The sequence below is a fragment of the Phormidesmis priestleyi ULC007 genome (genome assembly GCF_001895925.1).
GTDB lineage: Bacteria > Cyanobacteriota > Cyanobacteriia > Leptolyngbyales > Leptolyngbyaceae > Phormidesmis_A > Phormidesmis_A priestleyi_A.
Genome location: NZ_MPPI01000105.1, coordinates 1 through 1239, shown reverse-complemented (window position 1 = coordinate 1239; position 1239 = coordinate 1). Strand labels below are relative to the sequence as shown.

Below are 1239 nucleotides of genomic sequence, written 5' to 3'. Positions count from 1 at the left end.
CAGGGCAAACGCATCTTATTCGGTCAGAATCTTGAGTAAGTAATTCTCATCCCAGCCTGCTCGCAGTCGCTTGTTCTTGATGCCTAACTTCAATGAGGTTTCCTGAGCCAGCAAGTTTAAGGCAATATGCCGGACGACCGCTAAATTCTCAGGTGCAAAATCTTTGCGAACTCGGCAGGTATCTTCGAGAAAGGCAAGGTCTAACACCCAATGCAGTGCGTTCTCCACCAACCAATGGCTACGAACAGCCCGCGACAATCGTGCCGCATCACTCGATAAACTGCTGATATAGTAGCGAGTCTCACGCTCAATCTTGCCTTGAGTGCGACGCTCTGCCTGAATCATGCCAATGCTGGTGAACTTCTCCCATTTGTTAGCATCGACCAAGAACTCCACCTGTTCCATCGTCCAGCACCGGCGAATTTCGACTCGCCCATGTCCTTTCTCTGTGGTTTGGTCAAAAGTATGTTCAATGCCGACGAAATTGCACGCTTGGGCATGGTCAAAAATCTGCTGCACATCGGCAAACAGGTTGCCTTGATTGTCTTTGAGTGCCAGCACGTAGTCTGCCTCGCGTGCAACAATCTGTTTGGCAATTTGTTTTTGACACCCCATCGCATCAATTGTCACGATACAGCCCTCTAGTTCCAGCAGTTTGATCAATTGTGGAATGGCAGTAATTTCATTCGATTTGGCATCCACTTTGCGTTGCCCCAGCACCAAGCGGTTTGCGGTTGCCCAAGCACTAACCATGTGAATGGCAGCTTTGTCGTCAACTGAGTCATAGGATTGACGTAACGTTTTGCCATCAATTGCCACAACCTCTTCATCACTCAAGCGCACTAGCGACCGCACCCACTTGAGAAAACACGCCTGAAATTGCTCTGGATTCAGCCGGGCAAATACCCGCGCAAAGGTATCATGTGAGGGAATTCCATTGGGCAGTTCCAGGATACGTTTGAGCCACTTGACCTTAGCTTGTCCGAAGCTTTCCATGCCCACCCAACTGTCCGCCCCACAAATCACGGCAAGAATTGCAATAGTCAGAATGTCGATCAATTTGTGGCGCTTGCTGCGCTCGATTCGCGGGTCTTCGATCTCGCCAAAGTGCTCGCATAGCTTCCCTTTCGATTTTAGTTTCATTGCTTGAGGGGGGGGTGACGTTGCGTTGATCTTCCCGCATCAACACCCGAAACCCTAGAACTCATTCTCAGTAATTTTTAAGATGCGTTTGCCCTG

The 1239-nt window shown here is 49.6% G+C and carries 1 protein-coding gene; it reads right to left on the bottom strand.

The features are described 5' to 3' along the window. Positions 1-15 precede the first annotated feature (15 nt). Positions 16-1143, bottom strand: coding sequence for an ISAs1 family transposase (locus tag BRW63_RS26985; protein WP_073075379.1), 1128 nt, complete (start codon positions 1141-1143; stop codon positions 16-18). Positions 1144-1239 lie beyond the last annotated feature (96 nt).